The 22886-nt window shown below is 68.8% G+C and carries 25 protein-coding genes; 15 read left to right on the top strand and 10 right to left on the bottom strand.

What is annotated here, in order from left to right:
* Positions 1-148: 148 nt before the first annotated feature.
* From rpsF to rplI, 4 genes are all read left to right on the top strand, one after another.
* Positions 149-439, top strand: a complete 291-nt coding sequence (rpsF, locus tag ACZ4SF_RS22115; protein ID WP_014673750.1) for a 30S ribosomal protein S6 — start codon at positions 149-151, stop codon at positions 437-439.
* Between the two features lie 75 nt (positions 440-514).
* Positions 515-1096 (top strand): single-stranded DNA-binding protein, encoded by a 582-nt coding sequence (locus ACZ4SF_RS22110; protein WP_468387015.1) that lies wholly within the window; start codon positions 515-517, stop codon positions 1094-1096.
* Positions 1097-1153: 57 nt separating this feature from the next.
* Positions 1154-1390: a 30S ribosomal protein S18 gene (gene rpsR, locus ACZ4SF_RS22105; RefSeq protein ID WP_003949403.1), complete on the top strand. Its 237-nt coding sequence runs from the start codon at positions 1154-1156 to the stop codon at positions 1388-1390.
* An 18-nt stretch (positions 1391-1408) separates the two neighbouring features.
* On the top strand, positions 1409-1855 hold the full coding sequence (rplI, locus tag ACZ4SF_RS22100; protein ID WP_468387013.1) for a 50S ribosomal protein L9: 447 nt from the start codon (positions 1409-1411) through the stop codon (positions 1853-1855).
* A gap of 176 nt (positions 1856-2031) precedes the next feature.
* Here rplI and ACZ4SF_RS22095 read toward each other — a convergent pair whose 3' ends face one another.
* The gene (locus ACZ4SF_RS22095; protein WP_468387011.1) at positions 2032-3369 is read right to left on the bottom strand and encodes an MATE family efflux transporter; all 1338 of its coding nucleotides are present in this window, start codon (positions 3367-3369) and stop codon (positions 2032-2034) included.
* Positions 3370-3850: 481 nt separating this feature from the next.
* On the opposite strand from ACZ4SF_RS22095, the gene dnaB reads away from it, so the two are divergent.
* Both dnaB and ACZ4SF_RS22085 read left to right on the top strand, forming a co-directional pair.
* Positions 3851-5329: a replicative DNA helicase gene (gene dnaB, locus ACZ4SF_RS22090; protein WP_468387008.1), complete on the top strand. Its 1479-nt coding sequence runs from the start codon at positions 3851-3853 to the stop codon at positions 5327-5329.
* 70 nt (positions 5330-5399) lie between these two features.
* Positions 5400-6785: a serine hydrolase domain-containing protein gene (locus tag ACZ4SF_RS22085; RefSeq protein WP_468387005.1), complete on the top strand. Its 1386-nt coding sequence runs from the start codon at positions 5400-5402 to the stop codon at positions 6783-6785.
* Positions 6786-6865: 80 nt separating this feature from the next.
* Here the strand turns inward: ACZ4SF_RS22085 and ACZ4SF_RS22080 are convergent, their stop codons facing one another.
* Both ACZ4SF_RS22080 and ACZ4SF_RS22075 read right to left on the bottom strand, forming a co-directional pair.
* On the bottom strand, positions 6866-7318 hold the full coding sequence (locus tag ACZ4SF_RS22080; protein WP_468387002.1) for a GNAT family N-acetyltransferase: 453 nt from the start codon (positions 7316-7318) through the stop codon (positions 6866-6868).
* 9 nt (positions 7319-7327) lie between these two features.
* Positions 7328-7786, bottom strand: a complete 459-nt coding sequence (locus ACZ4SF_RS22075; protein ID WP_468386998.1) for a MarR family winged helix-turn-helix transcriptional regulator — start codon at positions 7784-7786, stop codon at positions 7328-7330.
* 145 nt (positions 7787-7931) lie between these two features.
* Here ACZ4SF_RS22075 and ACZ4SF_RS22070 point away from each other — a divergent pair, with 145 nt between their 5' ends.
* Positions 7932-9140 (top strand): MFS transporter, encoded by a 1209-nt coding sequence (locus ACZ4SF_RS22070; protein WP_468386996.1) that lies wholly within the window; start codon positions 7932-7934, stop codon positions 9138-9140.
* 109 nt (positions 9141-9249) lie between these two features.
* Positions 9250-9669, top strand: coding sequence for a GlcG/HbpS family heme-binding protein (locus tag ACZ4SF_RS22065; RefSeq protein WP_468386993.1), 420 nt, complete (start codon positions 9250-9252; stop codon positions 9667-9669).
* A 74-nt stretch (positions 9670-9743) separates the two neighbouring features.
* Here ACZ4SF_RS22065 and ACZ4SF_RS22060 read toward each other — a convergent pair whose 3' ends face one another.
* Positions 9744-10610 carry a GNAT family N-acetyltransferase gene (locus tag ACZ4SF_RS22060; protein WP_468386991.1) on the bottom strand — a complete coding sequence of 289 codons (867 nt, stop codon included), beginning with the start codon at positions 10608-10610 and terminating at the stop codon, positions 9744-9746.
* Between the two features lie 151 nt (positions 10611-10761).
* On the opposite strand from ACZ4SF_RS22060, the gene ACZ4SF_RS22055 reads away from it, so the two are divergent.
* Both ACZ4SF_RS22055 and ACZ4SF_RS22050 read left to right on the top strand, forming a co-directional pair.
* On the top strand, positions 10762-11394 hold the full coding sequence (locus ACZ4SF_RS22055) for an HAD family hydrolase (RefSeq protein WP_468386988.1): 633 nt from the start codon (positions 10762-10764) through the stop codon (positions 11392-11394).
* Between the two features lie 322 nt (positions 11395-11716).
* Positions 11717-13093: a globin domain-containing protein gene (locus ACZ4SF_RS22050; RefSeq protein WP_468386986.1), complete on the top strand. Its 1377-nt coding sequence runs from the start codon at positions 11717-11719 to the stop codon at positions 13091-13093.
* 6 nt (positions 13094-13099) lie between these two features.
* Here ACZ4SF_RS22050 and ACZ4SF_RS22045 read toward each other — a convergent pair whose 3' ends face one another.
* From ACZ4SF_RS22045 to ACZ4SF_RS22025, 5 genes are all read right to left on the bottom strand, one after another.
* A complete protein-coding gene (locus tag ACZ4SF_RS22045) occupies positions 13100-13582 on the bottom strand; it encodes an NUDIX domain-containing protein (protein WP_468386983.1) in 483 nt (160 codons plus the stop codon).
* Between the two features lie 87 nt (positions 13583-13669).
* The gene (locus ACZ4SF_RS22040) at positions 13670-14575 is read right to left on the bottom strand and encodes a LysR family transcriptional regulator (protein WP_468386980.1); all 906 of its coding nucleotides are present in this window, start codon (positions 14573-14575) and stop codon (positions 13670-13672) included.
* A 301-nt stretch (positions 14576-14876) separates the two neighbouring features.
* Positions 14877-16025 carry a cystathionine gamma-lyase gene (locus ACZ4SF_RS22035; protein WP_468386978.1) on the bottom strand — a complete coding sequence of 383 codons (1149 nt, stop codon included), beginning with the start codon at positions 16023-16025 and terminating at the stop codon, positions 14877-14879.
* On the bottom strand, positions 16022-16513 hold the full coding sequence (locus tag ACZ4SF_RS22030; RefSeq protein ID WP_468386975.1) for a low molecular weight protein-tyrosine-phosphatase: 492 nt from the start codon (positions 16511-16513) through the stop codon (positions 16022-16024). The genes ACZ4SF_RS22035 and ACZ4SF_RS22030 overlap by 4 nt, the downstream gene beginning before the upstream one ends.
* A 7-nt stretch (positions 16514-16520) precedes the next feature.
* Positions 16521-16898 carry a phage holin family protein gene (locus ACZ4SF_RS22025; protein ID WP_468386972.1) on the bottom strand — a complete coding sequence of 126 codons (378 nt, stop codon included), beginning with the start codon at positions 16896-16898 and terminating at the stop codon, positions 16521-16523.
* 74 nt (positions 16899-16972) lie between these two features.
* On the opposite strand from ACZ4SF_RS22025, the gene ACZ4SF_RS22020 reads away from it, so the two are divergent.
* The 4 genes from ACZ4SF_RS22020 to ACZ4SF_RS22005 all read left to right on the top strand — a co-directional run bounded on the left by ACZ4SF_RS22020 (position 16973) and on the right by ACZ4SF_RS22005 (position 19261).
* Positions 16973-17290: a cupin domain-containing protein gene (locus tag ACZ4SF_RS22020; RefSeq protein WP_100827154.1), complete on the top strand. Its 318-nt coding sequence runs from the start codon at positions 16973-16975 to the stop codon at positions 17288-17290.
* Positions 17291-17423: 133 nt separating this feature from the next.
* Entirely contained in the window at positions 17424-17636 is a 213-nt protein-coding gene (locus tag ACZ4SF_RS22015; protein ID WP_468386968.1) for a DUF5326 family protein, read from the top strand.
* A 198-nt stretch (positions 17637-17834) separates the two neighbouring features.
* Positions 17835-18725 (top strand): IclR family transcriptional regulator, encoded by an 891-nt coding sequence (locus tag ACZ4SF_RS22010; protein WP_468386966.1) that lies wholly within the window; start codon positions 17835-17837, stop codon positions 18723-18725.
* A gap of 98 nt (positions 18726-18823) precedes the next feature.
* Positions 18824-19261: an SsgA family sporulation/cell division regulator gene (locus ACZ4SF_RS22005; protein WP_468386964.1), complete on the top strand. Its 438-nt coding sequence runs from the start codon at positions 18824-18826 to the stop codon at positions 19259-19261.
* 158 nt (positions 19262-19419) lie between these two features.
* On the opposite strand, the gene ACZ4SF_RS22000 is transcribed toward ACZ4SF_RS22005, so the two are convergent.
* Positions 19420-20808: a YibE/F family protein gene (locus tag ACZ4SF_RS22000; protein ID WP_468387587.1), complete on the bottom strand. Its 1389-nt coding sequence runs from the start codon at positions 20806-20808 to the stop codon at positions 19420-19422.
* A 251-nt stretch (positions 20809-21059) separates the two neighbouring features.
* Here ACZ4SF_RS22000 and thiC point away from each other — a divergent pair, with 251 nt between their 5' ends.
* Positions 21060-22844 (top strand): phosphomethylpyrimidine synthase ThiC, encoded by a 1785-nt coding sequence (thiC, locus tag ACZ4SF_RS21995; RefSeq protein WP_468386962.1) that lies wholly within the window; start codon positions 21060-21062, stop codon positions 22842-22844.
* The last annotated feature ends 42 nt before the right edge of the window (positions 22845-22886 follow it).

The raw sequence follows: 22886 nt of genomic DNA, 5'->3' as shown, positions 1-22886 counted from the left end.
CGGCTTGGCGGCTCACACCGCAGTCCCACTGCCGGCTCCCCCGAGGGGCCCTGGATTGTCAGTGGCGGCCGATACCGTTGCGTACGCATCACGACCCTCCTGCCACGGAACGACCGTGGCCGCTGAGTCCAAAGGAGGTGGGTTCCACATGCGTCACTACGAGGTGATGGTCATCCTCGACCCCGATCTCGAGGAGCGTGCTGTCTCCCCGCTGATCGAGAACTTCCTGTCTGTCGTCCGTGACGGCGGCGGCAAGGTTGAGAAGGTCGACACCTGGGGCCGTCGTCGTCTCGCCTACGAGATCAAGAAGAAGCCCGAGGGCATCTACTCGGTCATCGACCTGCAGGCCGAGCCTGCGGTCGTCAAGGAGCTCGACCGCCAGATGAACCTGAACGAGTCGGTCCTCCGGACCAAGGTCCTCCGCCCCGAGACCCACTGAGCTCTCCCGCTCAGCTGATCTCGGGATTCGAGTAGCAGCAAGCAGCCAGCAGCAAACCCGCCGAGAGGTTCCCCCATGGCAGGCGAGACCGTCATCACGGTCATCGGCAATCTTGTCGACGACCCCGAGCTGCGCTTCACCCCGTCCGGTGCGGCGGTCGCGAAGTTCCGCGTCGCGTCCACTCCCCGCACCTTCGACCGCCAGACGAACGAGTGGAAGGACGGCGAGAGCCTCTTCCTGACCTGCTCGGTCTGGCGTCAGGCGGCGGAGAACGTCGCCGAGTCGCTTCAGCGAGGCATGCGCGTCATCGTGCAGGGCCGGCTGAAGCAGCGGTCCTACGAGGACCGTGAGGGCGTCAAGCGCACGGTCTACGAGCTGGACGTCGAGGAAGTCGGCCCCAGCCTGCGCAACGCCACGGCCAAGGTCACCAAGACCGCCGGTGGCGCTCGCGGTGGCCAGGGCGGTTACGGCGGCGGTGGCGGCCAGCAGGGCGGCGGCTGGGGCGGAGGCCCCGGTGGCGGCCAGCAGGGCGGCGCTCCGGCCGACGACCCCTGGGCGACCGGCGCTCCCGCCGGTGGCAACCAGGGTGGCGGCGGCTGGGGCGGAGGCTCCGGCGGCAGCGGTGGCGGCGGCTACTCGGACGAGCCCCCCTTCTAAGCCTTCGGGCCGAAGGCGGGTCGTACCCCAACTTCTTGATCACACAGGAGAAACACCATGGCGAAGCCGCCTGTGCGCAAGCCGAAGAAGAAGGTCTGCGCTTTCTGCAAGGACAAGGTCACGTACGTGGACTACAAGGACACGAACATGCTGCGGAAGTTCATTTCCGACCGCGGCAAGATCCGTGCCCGCCGCGTGACCGGCAACTGCACGCAGCACCAGCGTGACGTCGCCACGGCCGTCAAGAACAGCCGTGAGATGGCGCTGCTGCCCTACACGTCCACCGCGCGCTAAGGGAAGGGTGACCGACTCATGAAGATCATCCTCACCCATGAGGTCTCCGGCCTCGGTGCCGCTGGCGACGTCGTCGACGTCAAGGACGGTTACGCTCGCAACTACCTCATCCCGCGGAACTTCGCGATCCGCTGGACCAAGGGTGGCGAGAAGGACGTCGAGCAGATCCGTCGTGCTCGCAAGATCCACGAGATCCAGACCATCGAGCAGGCCAACCAGATCAAGGCCCAGCTCGAGGGCGTGAAGGTCCGTCTGGCCGTCCGCTCGGGCGACTCCGGCCGTCTCTTCGGTTCCGTCACCCCGGCCGACATCGCTGCCGCGATCAAGGCTTCCGGTGGCCCCGAGGTCGACAAGCGTCGCGTCGAGCTGGGTACGTCGATCAAGACCCTGGGCGCCCACGAGGCGTCCGTGCGTCTGCACCCCGAGGTTGCCGCCAAGGTCAACATCGAGGTCGTCGCGGCCTGATCGCTGCGTGATCGCTGTGCTCGCTTGAGCCAGTGAGAGGGGCCGTACCCATAAAGGGTGCGGCCCCTTTCCTATGGCTGGAGCCCGGCGCTGCAGCAGGTTTCACGTGAAACACGACAGCCAGCCGCTTGTTTCACGTGAAACGGCCAGCGCGGCGCGCCCGTCAGGTGCAACAGTCAGCGGGTCGCGCCCGTCACGAGCCAGCGGCCCGAGCGAGTGCGCAGCCACAGGGTCAGCATGCGGATGGCCATCATCAGCGTCATCGCGCCCCAGAGCGCGGTGAGCCCGCCGCCGAGCGCGGGGACGAGCAGGGCCGCCGGAGTGAAGACGGCCAGGGTGATGACCATGGCCCAGGCCAGGTACGGTCCGTCGCCCGCCCCCACCAGGACTCCGTCCAGCACGTAGACGATTCCGCAGATCGGCTGGCACAGGGCGACGAGCAGCAGAGCCGGCAGCGCGGTGTCCTTGACCACGGAGTCGCCGGTGAACAGCGGAAGGAAGAACGGTCGGCCGGCCACTACCAGCAGACCGAGGACGACACCGGTCGCAATGCCCCACTGGATCATGCGACGGCAGGCTTCTCGTGCGCCCTCGGTGTCGTCCGAGCCGAGGTAGCGGCCGATGATGGCCTGTCCCGCGATCGCTATGGCGTCGAGCGCGAAAGCCAGCAGGTTCCACAGGGACAGAATGATCTGGTGAGCGGCGATGTCGGCGTCACCGAGACGGGCCGCTACCGCTGTGGCCATCATGAGGATCGCCCTCAGGGACAGGGTGCGGACCAGAAGGGGAGCACCTGCCTGCGCCGAGGCCCGGATACCGGCGGTGTCCGGTCGGAGGGAAGCGCCGTACCGGCGAGCCCCGCGTACGACGACCGTAAGGTAGACCGCTGCCATGCCGTACTGGGTGATGACCGTGCCCCAGGCCGAGCCGGCGATGCCGAGCCCGGCGCCGTAGACCAGTCCGGCGTTCAGCGCGGCGTTCGTGACGAAGCCGGCTACGGCGACGTAGAGCGGCGTCTTGGTGTCCTGCAGTCCGCGCAGGACACCGGTCGCGGCCAGGACAATGAGCATGGCCGGAATCCCGAGCGAGGAGATGCGCAGGTACGTCGTGGCGTAGGGAGCCGCGGTCGCGGAGGCGCCGAAGAGGTCCATGATGCCGGGGGCCAGAGGCAGGACGAAGGCGATGACGGCGATGCCGAGCAGCAGCGCCAGCCAGATGCCGTCCATGCCCTGGCGGATGGCTGCGGGGATATCGCCGGCACCGACGCGGCGGGCGACGGCGGCAGTGGTGGCGTAGGCGAGGAAGACGAAGACGCTCACCGCGGTGGTGAGGAGTGCGGAGGCGACGCCGAGACCGGCCAGTTGAGCGGTCCCGAGATGGCCGACGATCGCACTGTCTGCCATGACGAACAGAGGCTCGGCGACGAGGGCGCCGAAGGCCGGGACGGCGAGCGCGATGATGTCTCGGTCGTGCTGCCGCCGGGGGGCCTCGGGTCTCGCGGGAGCGTGTGTCATGAGCATCAATGTAATCGTCCACAGGTAAGAGATGCAAACGGTCATCGGTCCTTACTTCGAGTCTTCGGTCGTGTCCTTTCGCGCACCGTTCGAAGGGATCTTGGCCCGACTGGGGAAGTTTTTCTTCTGCACAGCCGGTGGACGGCAAAGGCGCAGGTCAGACGCTTCCGTTGTGGGAGATCGAGGGCTTGTTCACAAGGCTGTCCACCGGGTCGTGCACAGGTTTCGCCGAGTTCTCCACAGCATCCGGGCGGTCGTCCACATGGCCTGTGGATAACCAGATTGGCTGACGGTGCCGAGAGGCCTACCGTGGTCCGGCGCCCGCTCCTTCCTCCGGCCCGGGGAGCGTCCCTCTTCCGGCCCGGGAACCGTCACAAAGCCGACGCGTGAGAACCGGAGTTGGGCCTCTTATTTGTCAGTGTCGTGCCGTACAAAAGAGGGCACGGCGAGGTCCGCCGTGCGGACGGGAGGAGGTGGCTCGGTGAGCATTTCCGAGCCCTTGGACGATCCGTGGGCCGACACCGGACCCAGTGATCGTCTGCCCGCCTCCCGTCGGCGCAGCGACGGCGGCCGGGGCCGTGACGAACAGCACGACCGGGGCCGGGAAAACGGTGGCTGGGACGGCGGGGGTACCTCCTTCGAACGGGTGCCGCCCCAGGACCTGGACGCCGAACAGTCCGTGCTGGGCGGCATGCTGCTGTCCAAGGACGCCATCGCCGACGTCGTCGAGATCCTCAAGGGCCACGACTTCTACAAGCCCGCGCACGAGACGATCTACCAGGCCATCCTGGACGTCTACGCCAAGGGTGAGCCGGCCGACCCGATCACCATCGCCGCCGAACTCACCAAGCGCGGTGAGATCAACAAGGTCGGTGGCGCCGCGTATCTGCACACCCTCGTCCAGACCGTGCCGACGGCGGCCAACGCCGAGTACTACGCGGAGATCGTCCACGAGCGGGCCGTCCTGCGCCGTCTCGTCGAAGCCGGTACGCGCATCACACAGATGGGATACGCGGCCGACGGTGATGTGGACGAGATCGTCAACAGCGCCCAGGCCGAGATCTACGCCGTCACCGAGCAGCGCACCAGCGAGGACTACCTCCCGCTCGGCGACATCATGGAAGGCGCCCTCGACGAGATCGAGGCGATCGGCTCGCGCAGTGGCGAGATGACGGGTGTCCCCACCGGGTTCACCGACTTCGACTCACTGACGAACGGCCTGCACCCCGGGCAGATGATCGTCATCGCGGCTCGTCCGGCCATGGGTAAGTCCACCCTGGCACTGGACTTCGCGCGAGCCGCCTCCATCAAGAACAACCTCCCGAGCGTGATCTTCTCGCTCGAAATGGGCCGCAACGAGATCGCCATGCGTCTGCTGTCCGCGGAGGCCCGGGTCGCCCTGCACCACATGAGGTCCGGCACGATGACCGACGAGGACTGGACGCGCCTCGCCCGCCGCATGCCGGACGTCTCGGCCGCACCGCTGTACATCGACGACTCCCCGAACCTGTCGATGATGGAGATCCGCGCCAAATGCCGGCGCCTGAAGCAGCGCAACGACCTGAAGCTGGTCGTCATCGACTACCTCCAGCTGATGCAGTCCGGCGGCTCCAAGCGCGCCGAAAGCCGTCAGCAGGAGGTCTCGGACATGTCCCGTAACCTCAAGCTGCTCGCGAAGGAGCTGGAGATCCCCGTCATCGCGCTCTCCCAGCTCAACCGTGGCCCCGAGCAGCGCACCGACAAGAAGCCGATGGTCTCCGACCTGCGTGAGTCCGGCTCCATCGAGCAGGACGCCGACATGGTCATCCTGCTGCACCGTGAGGATGCGTACGAGAAGGAGTCTCCGCGCGCGGGCGAGGCCGACCTGATCGTCGCCAAGCACCGAAACGGTCCGACGGCCACCATCACGGTCGCGTTCCAGGGTCACTACTCCCGTTTCGTGGACATGGCCCAGACCTGATCCGTCGGGCACGAGCGCCCGTGCCCGAACTGGATTCGACGTCTGCTGACGCAACCGGTGGACTGGCCCCATGACGACAACTCAGGAAGCGCTGCTGCCCGGCACCCGGCGGGCCCTGCTGCACCGGATCGCCGTCGCGCAGGCCGAAGGACGGGCTCCTTCGCTGGTCGCCGCCGTCGTACGGGACGGACAGGCCGTATGGCACGGGGCGCGGACCTCGGTGGGCGGGCACGCACCGAACGAGACCGTGCAGTACCGGATCGGGTCCATCACCAAGACCTTCACCGCCGTACTGGTGATGCGGCTGCGCGACGAGGGCCTGCTCGGCCTCGGTGATCCGCTGGAGAAGCACCTGCCGGGCACCGGTGTGGGGGAGGCGACGATCGCCGAACTTCTCGCACACACGGCGGGCTTGGCGGCCGAATCACCGGCGCCCTGGTGGGAACGGACGCCCGGCTCCCTGCGGCCCGAGCTGAGCGATGTGCTCGGGGAACAGCCCCTGCTGCATCCCGCCGGCCGACGGCATCACTACTCCAATCCCGGATACACCGTGCTCGGTGCCTTGGTGGAGGAACTGCGCGGGGCGCCCTGGGAGGAGGTGCTGCGGGACGAGGTCCTGGAGCCGCTGGGCCTGCACCGTACGAGCGCACAGCCACAGGCCCCGCACGTCGGCGGATGGGCCGTGCACCCCTGGGCCGACGCGATGCTGCCCGAGCCGCTGGAGGATCTGGGCCGGATGGCACCGGCCGGCCAACTCTGGTCCACCACCGCGGACCTGGCGCGCTTCGCCGTGTTGCTGGCTCGCGGAGACGACCGGGTTCTGAGTGCGGAATCAGTGCGGGAGATGCGTACCCCGGCAGCGCCTGCTGAGGCTGCGGAGGTGATGGACGGGGCCACCTACGGTCTGGGCATGCAGATTCAACGCCGTGACGGCCGGCTGCTCGCCGGGCACTCCGGTTCGCTGCCGGGCTTTCTGGCGAACCTCACCATCAGCGTGGAGGACGACGTGGCCGCGGTCGTGCTCGCCAACTGCACCAGCGGACCCCTGCCGGGCGCCGTGAGTGCGGATCTCATCCGGATCGTCGCCGAGGCGGAACCGCGTATCCCCGAGCCCTGGCGACCCTTGCGCGAGGTCGACCCGGCGGTGCTGGAGCTGGTCGGCCAGTGGTACTGGGGCACTCATGCCTTCGGACTGCGGGCGACTGCCGACGGTCTGCTCGCGCTCGCACCGCTGGCCGGGGGCGGCCGTCAGGCACGCTTCCGCGCGAACGGCGACGGCACCTGGACGGGCCTCGAAGGGTATTACGCCGGCGAGTTGCTGCGACCCGTATGGCGTCGCGACGGGTCCCTGAGCCACCTGGACCTCGGTTCATTCGTGTTCACCCGACAGCCGTACGACCCCGAGGCGCCGGTGCCTGGTGGAGTGGACCCGGAGGGATGGCGGGGTATCGGCTAGCTCCTGGAGGCCGGAGGGGTGTGTTTCACGTGAAACACACCCCTCCGGTGTCCGATGCCTGAACAGCTTCTGGGACGTGATCAGAACCGCAGCTTGAAGCCCTCGTGCGAGGCGCTGAAGCCCAGCCGCTCGTAGAAGCGATGGGCGTCGGTGCGTGACTTGTCGGACGTCAGCTGCACCATCTGGCAGTCGAGCCGTCGCGAGGTGTCGATCGCCCACTCGATCAGCCGGCTGCCCAGCCCGCTGCCCCGCTCGTCGGCGTGGATGCGCACGGCCTCGATGAGCGCGCGCGTGGAACCCTTGTGGGAGAGGCCGGGAATGATCGTGAGCTGGAGAGTTCCGATCACACGACCTTCGCGCACGGCCACGACGACGTGCTGGTTCGGGTCGGCGGCGAGGCGTTCCAGCGCGGCCAGGTAGGGCGTCAGGTCGTCGGGTGACTCGCGCTCGGCGCCCAAGGGGTCGTCGGCGAGCATCCCGACGATCGCCGGAAGGTCATCGGCGGTCGCGTACCGTATTTCAAGATCTCCCATGCGCGCACCCTATGCGGGCACGCTCAGGGACTCCACGGCCCGGACCAGCGGGGCCAGCTCGGTGTTCCGGGACGCTTCGTCCAGAGCCTCGCGCAGTGCGGCGTCATTGGTGGGCCGTGCCTCCTCCAGCAGCCGCAGGCCGGCCGGGGTGACGTTGGTGTAGATGCCGCGCCGGTCGGTGGGGCACAGATAGCGCTCCAGCAGACCGCGGTCCTCCAGCCGGGTCACCAGGCGTGTGGTGGCGCTCTGACTGAGCACGACCGCGTCAGCGACCTGCTTCATCTGAAGATGGCCGCCCTCACCGTCGTGCTGCCGGCTGAGCACGTCGAGCAGTGAGTACTCGCGCACGCTCAAGTCGTGCTTGGCCTGCAGGGCACGCTCGATGTGCGCCTCGATCCTTCCGTGCAGCGCAGAGAGGGCGCACCAGCCCTGGGCGAGGGCGGTGAGCGCGGGGTCCGTCGCTGTCATTGGCGTTCTCCTCCATCCCGGAGCGGCTGCATCACCAGGGTAGAGCACTCCTGCAATAGCCCGCGCTTGCAAGTAGCCCGCGTCTGCAACTATTGTGGACGCACGCAAAGCGCTCCTGCAATCGTTTGGGAAGGTGTACCCCCACATGCCTCTCGCGCTTCTGGCCCTCGCGATCGGGGCCTTCGGCATCGGAACGACCGAATTCGTGATCATGGGCTTGCTGCCCGAGGTCGCGGGCGACTTCGGGGTCTCCATCCCCACGGCGGGCCTGCTCGTGACGGGCTACGCGCTCGGCGTGGTCATCGGGGCCCCGTTGATGACGGCCCTCGGTACCAAGGTCCCGCGCAAGCGCATGCTGATGCTGCTGATGGGCTTCTTCATCGCCGGGAACCTGCTCTCCGCCGTGGCCCCGGCCTTCGCGATCATGCTGATCGGGCGAGTGATCGCCTCGCTCGCCCACGGTGCCTTCTTCGGTATCGGCTCGGTCGTCGCGGCCGAGCTGGTCGCGTCCGACAAGAAGGCCGGCGCCATCGCCATGATGTTCACCGGCCTGACCGTTGCCAATGTCGTGGGTGTCCCGCTGGGCACGCTCATCGGGCAGAGCGTCGGCTGGCGCGTCACCTTCGGCATCGTCGCCGCCCTCGGCGTCGTCGGTCTCGTCGGCATCGCCAAGCTCGTCCCCGAGCTGCCGCGACCGGAGGGCGTGCACCTGCGGCACGAGCTGGCCGCCTTCAAGAACGCCCAGGTCCTGCTCGCGATGGCGATGACCGTCCTCGGCTTCGGCGGTGTGTTCGCAGCCATCACCTACATCGCACCGATGATGACCCACATCGCCGGCTTCGCCGACGGATCGGTCACCTGGCTGCTGGTCCTGTTCGGCCTCGGCATGGTCGGCGGCAACCTCGTCGGCGGCAAGTTCGCCGACCGCGCCGTGATGCCGATGCTGTACGTCTCCCTCGGCGCCCTGGCCGTCGTCCTGGCGCTCTTCACACTCACCGCCCACAACAAGATCACGGCCGCGTTCACCATCACCCTGATCGGCGCCCTCGGCTTCGCCACCGTGCCGCCGCTGCAGAAGCGCGTCCTCGACCAGGCGCACGGCGCCCCGACGCTCGCGTCGGCCGTGAACATCGGCGCCTTCAACCTGGGCAACGCCCTGGCCGCCTGGCTCGGCGGCCTCGTGATCGCGGCCGGCTTCGGCTACACGGCCCCCAACTGGGTCGGTGCCGCACTTGCCGCGGCCGCCCTGGCCCTCGCCGTCCTCTCGGCCGCGCTGGAGCACCGCAACGGCGCGCACGGCTCCGTGGTCGCCTCCGGGACGCCCGCTCAGCAGCGGACACCCGTCCACCACTGAACCGTTCGCACCCCGGACGCGCCACCACCGCCATCCGACAGACGTCCGTACCGGTGACGCGCTCGCGGTACGGCAAGCACCCACCCGCACCACCCAAGGAGACACCTCCATGAGCACCACCGCCGTCGCCCCGCTCACCATCGAGGACGCCGAGCTGCTCATCACCACGGCCCGCCGAGCGGCCGAGGACGCCGGAGTCACCGTCAGCGTCACCGTCCTGGACGCCGGTGGCAACCTGCTCGCCTTCCGCCGGGACGACCGGGCCGTGCTGATCTCCGGCGAGACCAGCACCCGCAAGGCCTACACGGCACTCCAGCTGAACACGCCCACCGCCGACCTCGTCGACGCCGTCCAGCCCGGCGGGCTCTTCCACACGCTGCCCACGGCCCTCGACCGTCCCCTGCTGTTCATCGCGGGCGGTATCCCGGTCCACCGGGACGGCAGGCTGATCGGCGCCATCGGCGTCGGCGGCGGTGCGCCGGACCAGGACCACGGCTTCGCCGCCGCGGCCGTGCAGGCCCTCGCCTGAGGACACACCCGCGGCCTCACGGCGCAGGGCCCCGCCGCTGTGGCGGCGGGGCCCTGCGCGTGTCGTACGACGGTTCAGCCCGCGGCCACCGTCAGCGGTGCGAACCGACGGGTCCAGTCCCCGGGCAGGTCCGTGATGCCGTAGGTCATGACGGCATTGAAAGCCACCGAGGCCAGCCCCCGTGCCTTGGCCCACGCCAGCAGTTCCTCGTGGCGCACGTCGATGTCGGTGCGCAGCGGACGGTCCGTGCCGGCCGCGAGCGAGGCGATGAGGGCCTTGGCGGTTTCGGTGTCCCGTGCGATCAGCGGACCGACGACATGGGTGTCCATGTTGGGCCACGCGGCCGTGTAGCCGATGAGTCGACCGTCCTCTTCGGCCACCCGCAGCTGATCGGCGAAGGCGGGCAAGCGGGTGATGAGTGGCGTGCGATCGGTGCCGAACACCTCCTCGTCGAGACGCAGGATCGCCTGGAGGTCCTCCGCGGTGGCCGTACGCGTGACGACCCCGGCTTCCGGTTCGCCTGGAGTGAAGCGGCCCGTCAGCATCTCCGCCCGGCCCGTCACCTTGAAGCCCAGTTCCTCGTACAGAGGACGCCCGTAGGGCGTGGCATGAAGGGTCAGCGGAGTGGTCCCCATGGACGACACGACGTACCGCATCAGGCGGCGCCCGACGCCCTGCCGCGCATGCCGTTCGGCCACCAGAACCATGCCGACGGCTGCGAGATCCGGTCGCCCCCACGAGCCGTACTCCGTGACCACACACGCTGCGACGAGACCGCCCTCGGGGTCGTCGATGCCCAGGCCTTTCCCGGCCGCGAGGAGAAGTCCCCACTTGTGTTCCTCGCGTGGCCACCCCCGGTCTTCGGACAGATCGGCGCATGCGGTGAGGTCGCGAAGCGTCAGGCGACGGATGGGCAGAGAGGCGAGGGAAAGAGTTGGCACGCAGGTCAGGCTGTCCGACCGGCACCCTCGCCGTCCACCCGTTTCGACGCGGATGCACGTGCTTTTGGTCATCTCGTAGCCGTGCGCACAGCCCATGGACAGCTGCCAGGTGTTTCACGTGAAACATCGGCAGCCGACTAGCCTCGGGCCCATGGCGAGACTTCATCTCTTCGATCTCGACGGCACCTTGTTGCACGGCACCACCGCACCGGTGGAAATTTCCCGCCAGTTGGGACTGGAGGCGGAAACCGTGGCACTGGACCGCGCGATCGCGGCAGGACGGATAGGTCCTCCGGAGTATGCGGCGCAGGTGTACGACTTGTGGATGGACCTGACCGAGGCGCAGGTACGTGCCGCGTTCGAGGCGGCTCCCTGGCTGGCCCGCATCCGGGAAGTCTGGGCGGAGATCAGAAGCGCCGGCGACTACTGCGCGGTGGTGTCCCTCTCGCCCTCCTTCTTCGTGGAGCTGCTCCTTGACTGGGGCGCTCACGCGGCCCATGGATCCCGTTTTCCTGCCGTGCCGTTCAGTGAGCCCGTCGACCCGGCCGGGGTGCTCAGCGCGGCGGCCAAGGTGATCATCGCCGACCAGCTGTGTGCGGAGTTCGGCGTGGTGCGGGCGGACTGCGTGGCATACGGCGACTCGTCGTCGGACAAGGAACTGTTTGCTGTCGTACCGGTCTCGGTGGCGGTCAACGCCGACGCGCACCTGACCGGGATCGCGACCCACTCCTACACGGGCCGGGACCTGTGGGATGCCTATGAACTGGTCCGTCAACCCCGCTAGTTGACGTACGCCATCGTGCACGCGGGTGCCCTCTTCGTGAGGGCGGAAGGGGGTACTTGTGTGCGCGGCGACGGCCGGTAGGGTCGACCCCGGTTCACGTCCGGGATGAAGTGCACGCATCCCGTGCGGGCCGGGAGCAGGCAGGCAGCCTAGCGGGCCGGGGACATCAAAAACCGCATTTCCGGGTAGGCGACCGCGGCCGCCGGTCGGGAGGGGAGGCTGCGGAGAGTGCTACGGCCGGCCGCCGACCGGGGGAAAGCATGTGCCTTCCGAGAGGGAGGCGCGCAGACCGACCGCGAGATGTTCGAGGCGAGGGCACATCATGGACGCTCCGACCACCACGTCGGGGGAGAACGACATGCCGGGCGAGGGCGGCTGGTTCATGCCGCGCAAGGCGCCGTCCACTCTGCCTCCGGGCGGTGATCAGGAGAGGCACGACCCCGCCTCGAACGCGCTCGTCCCGACCGTCATGAAACCGACAGCGGCTGCCCCAGGTGGTTCGGCTCTGCCACACGGTCACCCCGCTGCCCGGCCCGGTGCCCTTCCGGGGCACGTGTCCCCGCAGCTACCGGTGCCGGCCGCCGACCACGGTTCCCCGGACGCACTTCTCATCCGCCGCACGCTGGCCGAGGTGGCCCCTGTCGCGGACAAGGTCACCTCCTACTTCTACGCTCTTGTCTTCGTCCGCCATCCCGAGCTGCGGGCTCTGTTCCCGGCCGCCATGGACATCCAGCGGGACCGTCTGCTGAGGGCGCTGCTCACGGCGGCCGAGCACCTGGACAACACCCCGGTCCTCGTCGACTACCTGCAGAACCTGGGCCGAGGACACCGCAAGTACGGGACACGGGCCGAGCACTATCCGGCCCTGGGTGAATGCCTGATCGGAGCACTGAGCAAGTACGCGGTCTGGACCCCGGAGGCCGAGGCGGCCTGGGTACGCGCGTACACGACGATCTCCCAGGTCATGATCGACGCAGCGGCTGCAGACGAACTGCGGTCCCCGGCCTGGTGGCACGCCGAGGTCGTCACCCACGATCTGCGGACCCCCGACGTCGCTGTCCTCACCGTCCGTCCCGACCAGCCCTATCCCTTCCTCGCGGGCCAGTACACCAGCGTGGAGACGCCCTGGTGGCCGCGAGTCTGGCGGCACTACTCCTTCGCGTCCGCGCCCCGCTCCGACGGACTGCTCACCTTCCATGTGAAGGCAGTTCCGGCCGGCTGGGTCTCCCATGCGCTGGTGCATCGAGCACGGCCCGGAGATGTCATACGCCTCGGTCCGCCGACTGGCTCGATGACCGTCGACCACACCACCGACAGAGGACTGCTCTGCCTGGGCGGCGGCACCGGTATAGCACCCGTCAAGGCCCTGGTCGAAGACGTCGCGGAGCACGGTGAACGCCGGCCGGTCGACGTGTTCTACGGCGCATGCACCGACCACGGGCTCTACGACATCGACACCATGCTCAGACTCCAGCAGAGCCACCCCTGGCTGTCGGTCCGGGCCGTCATCGACCAGCAGGCCCACCTCCAGCTGCCGGATGCCGTACGCGACTACGGGCCCTGGAACGAGTACGACGCCTACCTGTCGGGGCCGCCCGGAATGATCCGCAGCGGCATCGACACACTCCGGGACGTCGGCGTTCCGCCGAGCCGCATACGACACGACTCGGTGGGCGAACTGCTCGTCTTCGCGGACTGACCGCTTTCACCCGAGGTCGGGCGCGTGCATGGCACGTACTCCCTCGATATTGCCGTCCAGATAGTGACGCAGGGACAGTGGGACGAGGTGGACAGAGGCGATGCCGACGCGGGTGAACGGGATGCGGACGATCTCGTACTCACCGGCCGGCGCCTCCACTTCGGGGCCGTGCCGCAGGGCCGGGTCCATGGATCCCAGTCGGCAGACGAAGAAGTGCTGAACCTTCACGCCGGTCGCGCCGCCGTCTTCACCGATGTGCTCGACGGTGTCCACGAAACACGGCACCACGTCGGTGATCTTGGCGCCCAGCTCCTCGTACACCTCGCGATGCAGGGCGTCCACGACGGTCGAGTCCCCGGGCTCGACCCCGCCACCGGGGGTGACCCAGTAGGGATCGACACCGGGCTTGGTGCGCTTGATCAGAATCAGGTCGTCACCGTCCAGGAGAACAGCACGGGCGGTGCGCTTGACCACGGGTCGGACGGTCATGGGAGAAATGTGGCCCGGTTGGTTCCACGTGAAACATCACAGGACGCCACGACACGACCGCAGCGCGTACACCTCCACCGAACGGTGTCAGCACCAGGTCGTGGCCGCGCGCAGGAGCCACTCGTGGGCCCGTGCGACATGAGGCAGTGCGAGGGTGCCGGCGCGCACCACCAGGAAGTACGTGCGCAGCGGCGGTACCGGCGGTTCGTGCAGGGTGACGATCGTTCCGTCGTCCAGGGCCTGGTCGCACAGATAGCGGGGCAGCACTGCCAGTCCCGCCCCCGCGATCGCGCAGGCGAGCACGGCTCGTAGATCGGGAACGACGACCGTGCCGGAGGCGGCAGGGTCGGAGTCGAGGACGGAGGCCCAGTAGCGCGAGACGAACGGCAGCGACTCGTGCACCTCGACGACGGGCAGGTTCTCCAGGACCGGTGCGCCTTTCAGCCGCAGCGCGTCCGCTCCGATGCGCTCCGCCCAGCGCGGGGCGGCGACCAGTACGTGCTCCTCGTCGCAGAGCGGAGTGGCGGTGAGCAGGCCGCCGCGTGGGCGGGCCGTGCTGACGACCAGGTCGTGGTGTCCGGAGGCCAGCCCCTCCAGCGTCTCCTCCGCCGTTCCGAACGAGGCGCGCAGCGCGAAGCCCTGTCCGTCGTCGTCGGACAGCTCCGTGAGGGCGGGCAGAGCGCGCTCGGCGATGAACTCCGGAGGCCCGGCGAGGTGCAGCGCCCGGAGCGAGGCGTCGTCGTCCAGGCCGCTCTCGGCTATCTCCATCAGGGCATCGAGATGGGGCGCGGCCTTGTGGGCGAGTTCATCACCGATGGTCGTCGGGGTCACGCCGCGTGCCTGGCGCAGGAAGAGGGGCCTGCCGAGCTGGCGCTCCAGCGTGCGGATCTGCGAGGTGACGGCGGGCTGGGAGAGGCCGAGCAGAGCGGCGGCGCGTGTGAAGGAACCGGCCCGGTGCACGGTGACGAAGGTCCGCAGCAAGGCCAGATCCATGACGCGCCTCCCCTGTCCTGCCCTCCTCCGGCCCCCGAGGCAGACACCAACTATAAATAAGTCGATAGGTCTCTGTCGCCACCGTGATTGGACACTGACACAGAGTCAACTAGCCTTGGTCGAGCGGTTGTTCGCACGTAAACCGCAGACGGTCCGAGCCATGAGGGGGGAGGTTCGGACCGTCGTGCGTCCGCTCGGGCACGGGCCGTCCCAGGCGGACCTGCCGCGCCTCTCGGAGGCTGCCGGGCCGAGTTCCGGAAGGTACTCCGTGTGGTGTGCCGTGACGCGGTCGTGGAGACGGTCAGCCGGTGGACTCGTCCAGAGCGCGCAGCACGTCGGCCACCAGGTCCTCCGGGTCCTCGGCGCCGACGGACATCCGGATGAAACCCTCCGGGACGGCGTCCCCGCCCCAGCGGCGGCGGCGTTCGGCCGTGGAACGCACCCCGCCGAAGCTGGTCGCGTCCTCCACCAGACGCAGTGCCTCGAGAAAACGCTCGGCACGCGCGCGTGTGGGCAGTGTGAAGGAGACGACACAGCCGTAGCGGCGCATCTGCTGCGCGGCGATCTTGTGCGAGGGATCGTCGGACAGGCCCGGGTAGCGCAGGCCGGAGACCTCGGGCCGCTGCCGCAGGGCCTCGGCTACGGCGAACGCTGAGGCGCTCTGCCGGTCGACACGCAGCTGGAGTGTGGCGATGGACCGGTGCGCGAGCCAGGCCTCCATGGGCCCGGAGATCGCACCGACGATCTTCCGCCAGCGTCGTACGGCGGCCATCGCCTCGGCGTCCCGGCCGGTGACGTAGCCCAGCAGGACGTCACCGTGCCCGGTGAGCTGCTTGGTGCCGCTGGCCACGGAGAAGTCGGCGCCGAGGTCCAGGGGGCGCTGCCCGAGCGGGGTCGCGAGGGTGTTGTCGACGGCCACCAGGGCGCCACGCGCGTGTGCCTCGTCCGCCAGCTGCCGGATGTCGCACACGTCGAGTCCGGGGTTCGAAGGGGACTCGATCCACAGGAGCCGGGCTCCGTCGAGCACCTGCAGCTGGGCGCCGCCACCGGTCGGCGCGGTGCGCACCTCGATGCCGTAGGCCTCCAGCTGGGCGCCGACGAGCGCCAGCACCTGGTAGCCGTCGGAGGGCAGTACGACCGCGTCCCCGGCGCGCAGCTGCGAGAAGAGCACCGCGGAGATCGCCGCCATGCCGGAGGCGAACACCAGCGTCTCGACGTCCTCCCGGCCGGGCGCCTCCAGCTCGCCGATGGCACGTTCCAGCAGCGTCCAGGTCGGGTTGTCGTCACGGCCGTACGCATACGGCCCCGTCACCTCCCCGGGCAGGTGGAAGTGCGCCGCGAACACCGGTCCGGGCAGGGTCGGCTCGTGCTTGACCGGCTCGGGCAGCCCCGCCCGCACCGCGCGCGTGCCGTCGCCGGTGCGGCCCTCGTCCTTCGTGGTGTCGCTCATGCGGCACGTCCCTCCAGTTCTTCCCGTACGGCGGCGAGCAGACCGGTGCTCGCCGCCTCCACCATCTCAAGGCACTCCTCGAAGCCGTCCCGGCCCCCGTAGTAGGGGTCCGGTACGTCGAGGTCGTCGCCGGCGGCGGGGTCGTAGGAGCGGAGCAGGCGTACCTTGCGCGCGTCCTCCTCGGTGGGCGCGAGGCGACGCAGGGCCTTGAGGTGGCCGGCGTCGAGCGCGACCACCAGATCGAGGCGGGCGAACCACGACGGCTCGAACCGGCGGGCGACGTGCTCGCTGCCGTAGCCGTGCTCGTGCAGGACCGAGACGGTTCGCGGGTCGGCGTGCTCGCCCTCGTGCCATCCCCCGGTGCCGGCGCTGTCGGCCTTCACCCGCTCCTCCAGGCCGGCTTCCGTCACACGCGCACGGAAGACGGATTCGGCGATCGGGGAGCGGCAGATGTTGCCGGTGCACACGAAACAGACGCGGTAGGGCATGGTGTGCTCAGTCCTCGTCGGGCAGGACGATGTGCAGCGCCCAGGAGACGACAGAGATGATCAGGCCGCCGAGGACGGCCGTCCAGAATCCCTCCACATGGAAGCTCAGGTCGAGCTTTCCGCAGACCCAGGACGTCAGCAGCAGCATCAGCGCGTTGACGACCAGGGTGATCAGACCCAGGGTCAGGATGAAGAGCGGGAAGGTGAGCACCTTCACGATCGGCTTGACGAGCCAGTTCACCAAACCGAAGATCAGCGCGACGACGATCAGCGTGCCGGCCTTCTTGGTGGTGCTGTCACCCGTCAGGGTGATCTTGTCGAGCAGCCACACTGCGACCGCGAGGGCGCCCGCGTTGGCGATCGTCTTGACTACGAAATTCTTCATGTGTCTGATCGTGGCAGACCTGACGGGCGTCGAGCAGGGGCAGAGCGAGCAGTGAGGCGAGGGCGGCAGCGGCGATGAAGGCATTCCGGCTGGACGAACTGGAGGCGGAGCGCGCCGCCAACGAGGGGGCCTACCTTCAGTTCCTGCGCGAGCGGAACATGTCGGTCGGCCTGTACGCCCTCAACGCGGGCGAGCACGACCCGCAGAAGCCGCACAACCAGGACGAGGTGTACTTCGTCGTCAGCGGCCGGGCGTCGATCACGGTCGGGCTGGAGACCACCCAGGTGGCGCGGGGCAGCGTCGTGTACGTGCCGGCCGGGGTCGCGCACAAGTTCCACCACATCAGCGAGGACCTCAGGGTGCTCGTGGTGTTCTCTCCGCCCGAGGCGTGACCCGCGACCCTGGGGTCCCTAGGGGACGGATCAGGGGAGGACAAGGGCTGCGCGGCCCCCGCCGGGCCGTTGCGCGGCCCTAGCATCGAGTGCAGAAAACCGACAACGCACGAGAACGCAAAGGACGAGGGCGATGCGAGAGATCTTCGCGGGGCTGCCGTGGTGGGTGAAGTGGGTCGCGGTGCCGGTCATCGCCCTGGTCGTGTTCGGCGGCCTGATAGCGCATGTGGTCGGTCTGGTGATCCTCCTGCTGTTCAAGGTGCTGCTCTTCGTCGCCCTGGTCGGTGGACTGATCTACGTCGTGCGCAAGTTCATGGGAAACTCCTCGTCGCGCAGCGACTGGTGAGGCGTACGGGGGGCCGGTGACCGGTGACGGGACCACCGGTTCCCTCGGGGGAGGGAAGTTTCGGCAGGAGCCGTCTGCGCGCGGCGGCGGACGGTTAAAGTCCGGAACTCCCCACGGGACCGGCCCCGTGGGCGGCGCAGACCCCCCTCCGTGCTCTTTCTCCGCACGGGCTGCCCCCTCGCGCTCCGGGAGTGACCCTTGGCCACGGTTGACACCGCACCGGCAGAACCCCACGCACCCCCCACCGTCCCGCGCTCCTGCGCATCCCCCGCCCAGCCCCCGGCTCCCCTCGCGGTCGTCCCCGGACAGCCGCGTGCGGCGGACGACCCGGGCCCTCCGGCCACCGCGACGCTCATCGGATCCGTCCAGCGCGCCATGCGCCTGCTGGAGACCGTCGCCGCCCACCCCTACGGCGCTCCCGCCAAACAACTCGCCCGCGAGACCCGCCTCGCGCTGCCCACGGCGTACCACCTGCTGCGCACCCTGGTGCACGAGGGCTATCTGCGGCGCGAGAAAGGGCTGTTCTTCCTCGGCGAAGCGGCGGCCCGGCTCGCCGGCAGCGGAGCGCAGCAGAAACGTCGCAGCACGGTGGCGGACACGCTCGCGCACTGGCGCGATTCCATCGGTGTGCCGATGTACTACGCGATGTACCGGGACGGCGAGATCGAGGTCATGTGCGTCTCCGACTCCCGTGAGGCGCCCGCGGTCGAGGAGTGGGCCGGCTTCCGCGAGACGGGCCACGCGCACGCCATCGGGCAGTGCCTGCTCTCCCAGCTGGACGAGGACGCCCGGCGCGATCATCTGGCCCGCTATCCCGTACAGCCCCTCACGCCGTACACCGTGCGGGACAACGACGCGCTGCTGCGGCGGCTGGCCCGGACACGGCGCATGGAGCCGGTGGTGGAGCGGCAGGAGTACGCACTCGGGACGGTCTGTGCGGCGGTCCCGATCACGGTCGGCACCACCGCGGCCACCATGGCCATTTCCCTCCCCGCTCAGCACGCCGACCGGCTGATGCCCGCGGCGCACCGGCTGCAGACCGAGATCGGGCGGCATCTGGGGTCGCTCACGCTCTCTATCAGTATCTGAAAACTTACTCCTTGTGATCTGTTGTGTACGTTCAGCAAGATTTGACCACGGTCAGAGGATCAATCCCGGCCAGTCGATGTCATGTGACGGGGTAGGCGATGCGCGAGTCCGTACAAGCAGAAGTCCTGATGAGCTTTCTCGTGTCGGAGGAGCTCTCCTTCCGCATTCCGGTGGAGTTGCGCTACGAGACCCATGATCCCTATGCCGTGCGGCTCACCTTTCATCTGCCCGGAGACGCCCCGGTGACCTGGGCCTTCGGGCGGGAGCTGCTGATCGACGGGGTCGGCCGTCCGTGCGGGGAGGGGGACGTGCACATCGCCCCCGTCGATTCCGAGGTGTTGGGCGAGGTGCTGATCAGGCTTCAGGTCGGTGGTGACCAGGCGCTGTTCCGTTCGTCGGCGCCGCCGCTCGTGGCCTTTCTCGACCGTACGGACAAGCTCGTACCGCTCGGGCAAGAGGGTGCGCTGGCGGACTTCGACGCTCATCTCGACGAGGCTCTGGACCGCATCCTGGCCGAGGAACAGAGCGCCGGCTGAAGCGTTACGGCAGGGGTGGCGCCCGGTGCTCCGCAGGACCTCGGGGACGCCTGCAGGAACGCTTCTGCGGCCGACGGCCGGCCGCTCCGGACTCACCGGGTCCGAAGTCGGCCCGGCCGCACTCACGGTGTCCGGCTCCGCGGCCGGCCCCGTCGCACTCACCGCTTCCGGCGCCGCCCACGGCCGCCGCGCGCCGGTACCGGCTGGGCCCCGGCCGCCACCGCGGCACCCGGGCCCGGCCGGTCGGCGGCGACCACCAGCGCGGCCAGTGCGGTGGTGACCGGCACCGAGGCGACCAGGCCGATGGAGCCCACCAGCGTGCGCACGATCTCCTCGGCCACCAACTCACTGTTGGCCACGGTTCCCACGCTGCTCTGCGCGATCGAGAACAGCAGCAGAAGCGGCAGCGCGGCACCGGCGTACGCGAGCACGAGGGTGTTGACCACCGAGGCGATGTGGTCGCGGCCGATGCGGATACCCGCCCGGTACAGCCCGCGCCAGCCCATCGCAGGGTTGGCCTCGTGCAGCTCCCAGACGGCCGACGTCTGCGTCACCGTCACGTCGTCCAGCACACCGAGCGAACCGATGATGACGCCGGCCAGCAGCAGACCGCTCATGTCGATCGACGGATACAGACCGTGGATCAGACCGGTGTTGTCGTCCGTGTTGCCGGTGAGGGCGGCCCAGCCGATGAAGAGCGAGCCGAGTACACCGATCAGGGACAGCGAGATCAGCGTGCCGAGGACCGCCACCGAGGTACGGGCCGACAGGCCATGGCACATGTACAGGGCGATCAGCATGATGGCGCTCGACCCGACCACGGCCACGACCAGCGGGTTCGAACCCTGCAGGATGGCGGGCAGGATGAACAGGGTCAGCACCAGGAAGCTCACGGCCAGGGCGACGAGTGCCATGACACCGCGCAGCCGTCCCACCACGACGACGGCGACGGCGAAGATCCCCGCGAGCAGCGCCATGGGGAACGTCCGGTTCACATCGGTCACCGAGTACTGCAGTTCCTTCGGTGCCGAGGGCTCGTAGGCGACCACCACCTTCTCACCCTGGTGCAATTGCCGTGACTGGTCCGGCTGCACGATCTCGGTGAACGTACGGCCCTCGTCCTTGCCGGTGTCGACCCGGACGGTCGCCTTCTTGCAGGCCCCGCCGGCCTCCTGCACTGCTGAGGTGCCCTCGGCGGGGTCGCCGGTCGGTGTGCCGCCGGACGCGTTCACCGACTTGCAGTCGACCTCGACGACCCGGGTCACGGTGGCCTGCTGGGTCTGCCGGTCGAAGCCGACGCCGGTGCGCTTGTGGGACGGGGCTCCTCCGGGCCAGAGCACCACGAGGCCGACGATCACCGCGGCGGTGAAGGGCACCAGGATCGCCGCGATGACCTTGCGCAGGTGCTTGGACACGGGCGCGGCCGGGCCGTGGCTGTGCGAGTGGCCGTGGTGGCCGGCTCCGTCGGCTCCGTGGTCATGCCTGGTGCCCTGCCCCGTGCCCGCTCGACGGTGCGGCTCGGGCGGCTGGTGGGAGTACTGCTCCATCCTGGTCACCGCCCGATCATCGCAAGAACGGTGGGGGGCCCACTGTTCAGCGCGCCACACATGACGCTAGCGTGGAGGCACCTTTGCACACGCGGGAGCTCGGAGCACCGGGCTGAGAGGGCGCTGACCTCCGTAGAAGCGATGTTTCACGTGGAACAAGCGGTGTTCCACAGGAGATGTCGACAGACGGAATCCGCTGCGTCGACCGCCGAACCTGTTACCGGGTAATGCCGGCGTAGGGAGTAGGTCTCATGACCAACAAGGACGCACGCACGCCTGCCTCCGTTCAGGACGACAAGTCCCAGGAGGCCGGGAAGTCCATCGGCTGGCACAAGGCGTACGTCGAGGGTTCGCGCCCCGACATGCGGGTGCCGGTCCGTCAGGTGCACCTCACCAACGGGCAGTCGGTCACGCTGTACGACACCTCGGGCCCGTACACCGATCCACTCGTCGATACGGACGTCCGCAGGGGCCTGCCGCCGCTGCGGGAGAACTGGATCATCGCCCGTGGCGACACCGAGGAGTACGCAGGCCGTCCCGTCCGCCCCGAGGACGACGGGATCAAGCACACCTCGCCGCGTGGGGGACTGCGCAACCTCGACGCGGTCTTCCCCGGACGTCCGCGGCAGCCGCGGCGGGGCCGGAGCGGCCAGGCGGTCACGCAGCTCGCGTACGCCCGCCGGGGCGAGATCACGCCGGAGATGGAGTACGTGGCCGTCCGGGAGAACGTTTCTCCCGAGGTGGTCCGCGAGGAGATCGCGGCGGGCCGGGCGGTGCTGCCGGCCAACGTCAACCACCCGGAGATCGAGCCGATGATCATCGGCAAGCGGTTCCTGGTGAAGGTGAACGCCAACATCGGCAACTCCGCGGTGACGTCCTCCATCGAGGAGGAGGTCGAGAAGATGACCTGGGCGACCCGCTGGGGCGCCGACACGGTCATGGACCTCTCCACCGGCCGCAACATCCACACCACCCGCGAGTGGGTGCTGCGCAACTCCCCCGTTCCCATCGGCACGGTCCCGCTCTACCAGGCACTGGAAAAGGTCGACGGCAGGGCCGAGGAGCTGACCTGGGAGATCTACAAGGACACCGTCATCGAGCAGGCCGAGCAGGGCGTGGACTACATGACCGTCCACGCGGGCGTCCGGCTGCCGTACGTCCCGCTCACGGCCAACCGCAAGACCGGCATCGTCTCGCGCGGCGGCTCGATCATGGCAGCGTGGTGCCTGGCGCACCACAAGGAATCGTTCCTGTACGAGAACTTCGAAGAACTGTGCGAGATCCTCGCCGCCTACGACGTCACGTACTCACTGGGCGACGGTCTGCGGCCCGGTTCGATCGCGGACGCCAACGACGAGGCGCAGTTCGCCGAGTTGAGGACGCTCGGGGAACTCAACCGGATCGCCAAGCGTTTCCATGTGCAGACGATGATCGAGGGCCCTGGTCACGTCCCGATGCACAAGATCAAGGAGAACATCGACCTTCAGCAGGAGATCTGTGAGGAAGCTCCGTTCTATACGCTCGGCCCGCTGACCACGGACATCGCGCCGGCGTACGACCACATCACCTCCGGCATCGGTGCCGCGATGATCGCCTGGTGGGGCACGGCGATGCTGTGCTACGTCACGCCGAAAGAGCACCTGGGCCTGCCCAACCGGGACGACGTCAAGACCGGCGTCATCACCTACAAGATCGCCGCACATGCGGCCGACCTGGCCAAGGGACACCCGGGCGCTCAGGAGTGGGACGACGCGCTGTCGGACGCGCGCTTCGAGTTCCGCTGGGAGGACCAGTTCAATCTCGCTCTGGACCCCGACACGGCTCGGGAGTTCCACGACGAGACCCTGCCGGCGGAGCCCGCCAAGACGGCCCACTTCTGCTCCATGTGCGGGCCGAAGTTCTGCAGCATGAAGCTCTCGCAGGACATCCGGCGCGAGCACGGTGGCAGCCGGGCCGAGATCGAGGAGGGCATGGCCCAGAAGTCACAGGAGTTCGCGGCTGCGGGCAACCGCGTGTATCTGCCGATCGCCGAGTGACACCCACACGGTGAACACACGCACGGTGAACTCGCCGCTCCG

It is taken from the genome of Streptomyces sp. NPDC027663, from assembly GCF_055566415.1.
The sequence above is the reverse complement of the archived record's forward strand: the minus strand, read 5'-3'. Positions and strand labels throughout refer to the sequence as shown.